Source organism: Citrobacter sp. wls757 (assembly GCF_005280935.1).
Taxonomy (GTDB): domain Bacteria; phylum Pseudomonadota; class Gammaproteobacteria; order Enterobacterales; family Enterobacteriaceae; genus Citrobacter; species Citrobacter portucalensis.
The window spans coordinates 412921-419066 of sequence record NZ_SZWU01000060.1 but is presented as its reverse complement, the minus strand read 5'-3'; the positions used below and the strand labels follow the sequence as shown (position 1 = coordinate 419066).

Below are 6146 nucleotides of genomic sequence, written 5' to 3'. Positions count from 1 at the left end.
CGGCCGCGCGGCTAGCCGCAATCAGCGTACCGACAGTAACCGCCGCGGTGCCCTGAATATCGTCGTTAAACGAGCAAATTTCATCACGATAACGGGTCAGCAGTGGCATAGCGTTTTTCTGGGCGAAATCTTCAAACTGCAACAGCACGTCCGGCCAGCGATGCTTCACGGCCTGGATGAATTCATCAACGAATTCGTAGTATTCATCATCAGTGATACGCGGATTGCGCCAGCCCATATACAGCGGATCGTTCAGCAGTTGCTGGTTGTTGGTCCCCACGTCCAGTACCACCGGAAGAGTATAGGCCGGGCTAATTCCGCCACATGCGGTATACAGCGACAGTTTACCGATTGGAATGCCCATCCCGCCGATCCCCTGATCGCCAAGACCTAAAATACGTTCGCCATCGGTGACAACGATGACCTTGATATTGTGGTTAGGGACGTTTTGCAGGATATCGTCCATATTGTGGCGGTTCTGATAAGAGATAAACACGCCGCGCGCACGACGATAAATCTCAGAGAAACGCTCACAGGCCGCGCCGACCGTTGGGGTATAGATAACTGGCATCATTTCATCCAGGTGATTATGCACCAGTCGGTAAAACAGGGTTTCGTTGGTGTCCTGGATGTTGCGCAGGTAAATATGTTTGTCGATTTCGGTTTTGAATCCCTGATATTGGATCCAGGCGCGTTCAGCCTGTTCCTCAATCGTCTCGACCACTTCCGGCAGTAACCCCAGCAGGTTGAAGTTACGGCGTTCTTCCACACTGAAGGCGCTCCCTTTATTCAGTAAAGGGAATTCCAGCAGTACCGGGCCAGCGTAGGGGATGTAAAGGGAACGCAGTTTTTTGGTTTCGTTTTCCATGTCACTCACTCTTTTTTGAATAACCGTCCCTGGCGCTCTTTATGATCGTATGTGGCCTGTCCGCCAGGGAAACGGGCGAAGTATAAAGCATTGTGAATGGGTTAAGGGGTTTTATAAGCAAAAACACCACTGCGGTTGCAATGGTGTTTATCTCGTTACTCAGTCAGACGTGCGAAAGGCTACTTGCCGTCAGTGCGGCGCTTTCTTCCAGTAGGATTATTGACCACGTTGGTTTTGTCACCTTCGGTCACGATTTTACGTTGATTTGAGATTTTGTGGTCCAGTCCGAGAATATGACGGGCCTGACGGTTCGATTTCATTCTAACTCCTTAATCCTGTTACTGGTTTCAAGGGCGAGCCCGTATGAGAACGGACGAAATACAACCTGATATAAAGCCGATGTTCAACATAACGGCTTTCTGGATGGTCGGTCATTTTATCTGAAAGGTCAATGCTTAAGCGGCAAATGAGAACTATCCCGTATGTAACATGCTTTTTCTCAGCCGTCCTATACTAGTAACTCCGACGACAACACAGGAGAGCGGTAATGACTATCCATAAGAAAGGTCAGGCACACTGGGAAGGCGACATTAAGCGCGGCAAAGGCACTGTGTCGACCGAAAGTGGCGTGTTGAATCAGCAACCGTATGGGTTTAATACACGATTTGAAGGTGAGAAAGGCACCAATCCTGAAGAGTTGATTGGCGCGGCCCATGCAGCCTGCTTCTCGATGGCACTTTCGCTGATGCTGGGTGAAGCGGGGTTTACCCCAGATGCCATTGATACCACTGCCGATGTTTCTCTGGATAAAGTAGATGCCGGATTTGCGATCACTAAAGTCGCGTTGCATAGCCAGGTGAGCGTGCCGGGGATAGACGCCGCCACGTTTGACGGCATCATCCAGAAAGCAAAAGCCGGATGCCCGGTATCGCAGGTACTGAACGCGGAAATTACGCTGGATTATCAGCTGAAGTCTTAATCGTGGCGTGCCGGATGCGACTGCGTCTTATCCGGCCTATGACTGTGCCGGATGTAAGTCAGTCTTATCCGGCACCTGATGATGTTATTGCGCTACCCAACCGCCATCCATATTCCACGCTACGCCGCGCACCTGCGCCGCACCGTCTGAACACAGAAATAGTGCCAGCTCACCTAACTGTTCCGGCGTGACGAATTCGCGCGACGGCTGCTTTTCCGATAGCAGGGCGTCACGCGCAGCCTCAGGCTCTGCGCCTTCGGCAATACGCTTATCGATCTGCTGCTGAACCAACGGCGTGAGCACCCAACCGGGACACAGCGCATTGCAGGTGACACCCGTCTGCGCGGTTTCCAGTGCGAGGGTCTTGGTGAATCCCACCACGCCGTGCTTCGCCGCTACGTAGGCAGATTTCTCTTTTGAGGCCACCAGGCCGTGAACAGAAGCGATATTAATGATGCGCCCCCAGTTTCGCGCGCGCATACCAGGAAGTGCCAGACGCGTGGTGTGAAAAACGGAAGAGAGATTAATAGCGATAATCGCGTTCCATTTATCAACCGGGAAGGTTTCCACCGGGGATACATGCTGGATCCCCGCGTTGTTGACCAGAATATCAACACCGCCGAATTCGCTCTCGGCATAGCGCATCATGTCGGCAATTTGCGCTTCATCGCTCAGATCCGCGCCATGATAGCCTGGTGTTTTGCCATATTGGGCAACAGCATCTTTGGCGGCATCCACATCACCAAACCCGTTGAGGATCAGGGTGGCGCCCGCTTGCGCCAGCACCTGTGCGATACCTAATCCGATACCGCTGGTCGAGCCGGTAACCAGGGCGGTTTTTCCCGTTAAGTTCATGATGATTCTCCTTAAACAATTCCGGTGGTGTAGAAGACGCCGATGACAAACAGTACGGCCAGACTTTTAATGACGGTAATAGCAAAAATTCCGCCATACGCCTGACGATGGCTGAGACCGGTGATAGCTAATAAGGTAATGACTGCGCCGTTATGCGGCAGGGTGTCCATACCGCCGCTGGCCATAGACGCCACGCGGTGGAAGACTTCAAGTGGGATATTGGCAGCGTGAGCGGCCGCGATAAAGGTGTCAGACATGGCGGCAAGGGCAATACTCATCCCACCAGACGCCGAACCGGTGATCCCGGCAAGCGTAGTGATACTGATAGCTTCATTGAGCAGCGGGTCAGGAATAGCCGCCAGTGCTTTTGACAGTACAAGGAAACCTGGCAGGGCGGCGATCACTGCGCCAAAACCATACTCTGACGCGGTGTTCATCGCCGCGAGGATCGCGCCGCCAACCGCCGTTCTGCTGCCTTCCGCCAGGCGACCTTTTATGTTGCGGTAGCCGAAGAGCACCACCAGCAGGATCCCAGAAATCAGCGCTGCTTCCACTGCCCAGATAGCGGTGATTTTACCGACTTCGGTGGTAATCGGCTTGGCAAGGCCCGGAAGTTCAAGCTGATGCGTGGCGCCATACCATTGTGGGATCCAGCGGGTAAACAGCAGGTTAAATACCCCAACCAGGATCAGCGGAGAGATCGCGATGATCGGGTTCGGCAGATTAATGTTATCCGGCGTTTCCGGCTCGTTTAACAGTTCAGTCCCATAACCCTCATTCTTAGCCTGTGCTTTACGACGCTGACGTTCGAGATAAACCAGACCAACAACGATGATAAATACGGAACCTATCAAACCCAGCCACGGCGCGGCCCAGGCGTTGGTACCGAAGAAACTGGTCGGAATAATGTTCTGGATCTGCGGTGTGCCTGGCAGGGCATCCATGGTGAAGGAGAAGGCACCCAGAGCAACGGTTGCCGGGATCAGGCGTTTAGGAATATTGCTCTGACGGAACAGTTCAGCCGCGAACGGATACACCGCAAAGGCCACCACAAACAGCGATACGCCGCCGTAGGTCAACAACGCACATACCAGCACAATCACCGGGATGGCATGACGACGACCGAGGATGTTGATAGCGGCGGCAACAATGGAACGTGAAAATCCAGATAACTCGATTAACTTGCCAAACACGGCCCCCAGCAAGAACACCGGGAAGTACAGCTTCACAAAACCGACCATTTTTTCCATAAACAGGCCGGTGAAGGCAGGGCCGACGGCGCTGGGTTCGGTAAGCAATACAGCACCTAATGCTGCGATGGGGGCAAACAGAATGACGCTGTATCCGCGATAGGCTGCCAGCATCAGCAGGCCCAGCGCTGCCAGGGCGATTAATACACTCATCATGACTCCTTATTATTATATTGGGGTACAGAAAGAGACGTTATGGCTTCAGGGCAAATCGCAGCTGATGCTCCCTGCGTTGCTGGATGTATTCCTTGCGCGAATCATCCCAATGATAAAAACCCTGACCACTGCGTACACCGGTATTACCGTTGGCGACCTTGTCAGCGACCAGCGTCATCATGTCGCTGCCGGTTGCCAGTTCCGGAAGCAGATGCCGACAAATGTCCTGCACCGTAGAAAGTCCGGTCATATCAGCAGCCTCCAGCGGACCGACCATTGCATAGCGACGTCCGAGCGAGGCGCGCATCACCTGATCAACCACTTCTGCGCTGGCGATGCCGCTTTTAACGATATGTAGCGCTTCACGCAGCAGGGCAAACTGCAGTCGATTGCCAACAAATCCTGGTGCGGCGCGGTCGAGCACCACCGCCTCAAGTTGCATCGCGATCAGTTGTTGTTGCAATTCATGGAGATACTCCGGCTTCGTTGCGGTGCCAGGTACAATTTCGACCAGCGGAATAAAATGTGGCGGGTGCCAGAAATGGGCGATCAGCAACCGTTCAGGATGGGCGAGTTTTTCTGCCAGCGCATCCGGCGGCAGGCCGCTGGTATTACTGGCAATAACGGCCTCCGGCGCGATCAGCTCTTCCAGTTGCGCATACAGTGCGTGTTTGAGTTCGAGCCGCTCCGGGATCGCTTCAATCAGTAACCGGCATGCGGCAATATCCTGTAGTGAGGTTGTGCCGTGCAGGCGAGCCACGACCGACGTTTTTTCACCAATTGCAAATTGATCGGTGACAATCAGCTCATCCAGAATACCGCCGGCTACAGCGCTTATTTCTGCAATTCGGCTGCTATCGGTATCGTATAACCAGACATCGTAACCAAAACGGGCGAAGTGGGTAGCAATGCCGACACCCATTAACCCCGCGCCCAGAACGCAGATAGGCTTACTTTGCATGAGCTCCCCCCTGCGGACGTTCTACCGCCAGCGCCACCCCCTGACCACCACCTACGCACAGCGTGGCCAATCCTTTGGCTGCGTTGCTACGCGCCATTTCATGCAGCAGCGTTACCAGAATTCGGCAACCTGATGCGCCAATCGGGTGCCCCAGCGCAATCGCACCGCCGTTCACGTTTACCCGGTTGCTGTCCCAGTTCAGGGATTCGCCAACCGCCAGCGCTTGCGCAGCAAAGGCTTCGTTGGCTTCGATAAGATCCACGTCATTTAGCGTCCAGCCAGCACGCTTCAGGCACTGGAGTGACGCTTCTACCGGCCCAATGCCCATAATGGCGGGATCGACGCCAGAAACCGCGTAGCCCGCCACCTGGGCAAGCACTGGCAGATTGAGTTCCGCCGCTTTGGCGGCGCTCATCAACATCACCGCGGCGGCACCATCATTGATGGATGATGCATTTCCGGCGGTCACCGTGCCGTTACCCGGACGAAACGCCGGTTTAAGTTGCGCCAGCTTGTCGGCCTGAGTATCCGGGCGAGGTTGTTCGTCACGGTCCACCACACGTGGCGGCTTTTTGCCCTGTGGGACGCTGACCGGCGTGATTTCCGCGTTAAAACGACCCGCTTCAATGGCGGCGGCAGCTTTTTGCTGGGAGTGCAGGGCAAAAGCGTCCTGCTGCTCACGACTGATTACGAACTTATCCGCCAGATTTTCGGCAGTAATACCCATGTGATAGTCGTTGAACGCATCCCACAGGCCGTCATGCACCACGCTGTCTTTCATACTGGCATGACCCAACCGCAGACCGGCCCGCGCGCCGTCGAGATAATAGGGCGCATTGCTCATGCTCTCCTGGCCCCCGGCAATCACGATTTGCGCATCGCCACAGCGAATCGCCTGTACAGCCTGATGCACCGCCTTCAGACCTGAGCCACACAGCAGGTTGATGGTTAACGCGGGCGTGGTGACCGGCAGTCCTGCCCGTAACGCCGTTTGTCTGGCTGGATTCTGGCCGCAGCCCGCAGTCAAAACCTGACCTAAGATCACCTCATCGATTTGCTCAGGTGCCACAGCCGTTT

The 6146-nt window shown here is 54.6% G+C and carries 6 protein-coding genes and 1 pseudogene; 1 reads left to right on the top strand and 6 read right to left on the bottom strand.

Translation table 11 applies throughout. From position 1 onward, the window contains the following. Together maeA and sra are read right to left on the bottom strand one after the other, a co-directional pair. Positions 1 to 868 (bottom strand): annotated as a pseudogene (gene maeA / locus FDW94_RS16880) (malate dehydrogenase); the annotation flags it as partial. Between the two features lie 179 nt (positions 869 to 1047). Further along, the gene (gene sra, locus FDW94_RS16875; RefSeq protein WP_003833009.1) at positions 1048 to 1188 is read right to left on the bottom strand and encodes a stationary-phase-induced ribosome-associated protein; all 141 of its coding nucleotides are present in this window, start codon (positions 1186 to 1188) and stop codon (positions 1048 to 1050) included. Between the two features lie 227 nt (positions 1189 to 1415). On the opposite strand from sra, the gene osmC reads away from it, so the two are divergent. Next, complete coding sequence (osmC, locus tag FDW94_RS16870; RefSeq protein WP_003833007.1) at positions 1416 to 1847, top strand: peroxiredoxin OsmC; 432 nt, start codon at positions 1416 to 1418, stop codon at positions 1845 to 1847. A gap of 84 nt (positions 1848 to 1931) precedes the next feature. Here the strand turns inward: osmC and FDW94_RS16865 are convergent, their stop codons facing one another. The 4 genes from FDW94_RS16865 to FDW94_RS16850 form a co-directional block, all read right to left on the bottom strand. After that, complete coding sequence (locus FDW94_RS16865) at positions 1932 to 2702, bottom strand: 3-hydroxybutyrate dehydrogenase (RefSeq protein ID WP_137377929.1); 771 nt, start codon at positions 2700 to 2702, stop codon at positions 1932 to 1934. Between the two features lie 11 nt (positions 2703 to 2713). Further along, complete coding sequence (locus tag FDW94_RS16860) at positions 2714 to 4108, bottom strand: GntP family permease (RefSeq protein WP_196776256.1); 1395 nt, start codon at positions 4106 to 4108, stop codon at positions 2714 to 2716. A gap of 37 nt (positions 4109 to 4145) precedes the next feature. Beyond that, positions 4146 to 5069: a 3-hydroxyacyl-CoA dehydrogenase family protein gene (locus tag FDW94_RS16855; protein WP_057067743.1), complete on the bottom strand. Its 924-nt coding sequence runs from the start codon at positions 5067 to 5069 to the stop codon at positions 4146 to 4148. After that, a partial coding sequence (locus FDW94_RS16850; protein WP_249358582.1) for an acetyl-CoA C-acetyltransferase occupies positions 5059 to 6146 on the bottom strand: 1088 nt, incomplete at its 5' end. The genes FDW94_RS16855 and FDW94_RS16850, both read right to left, overlap by 11 nt.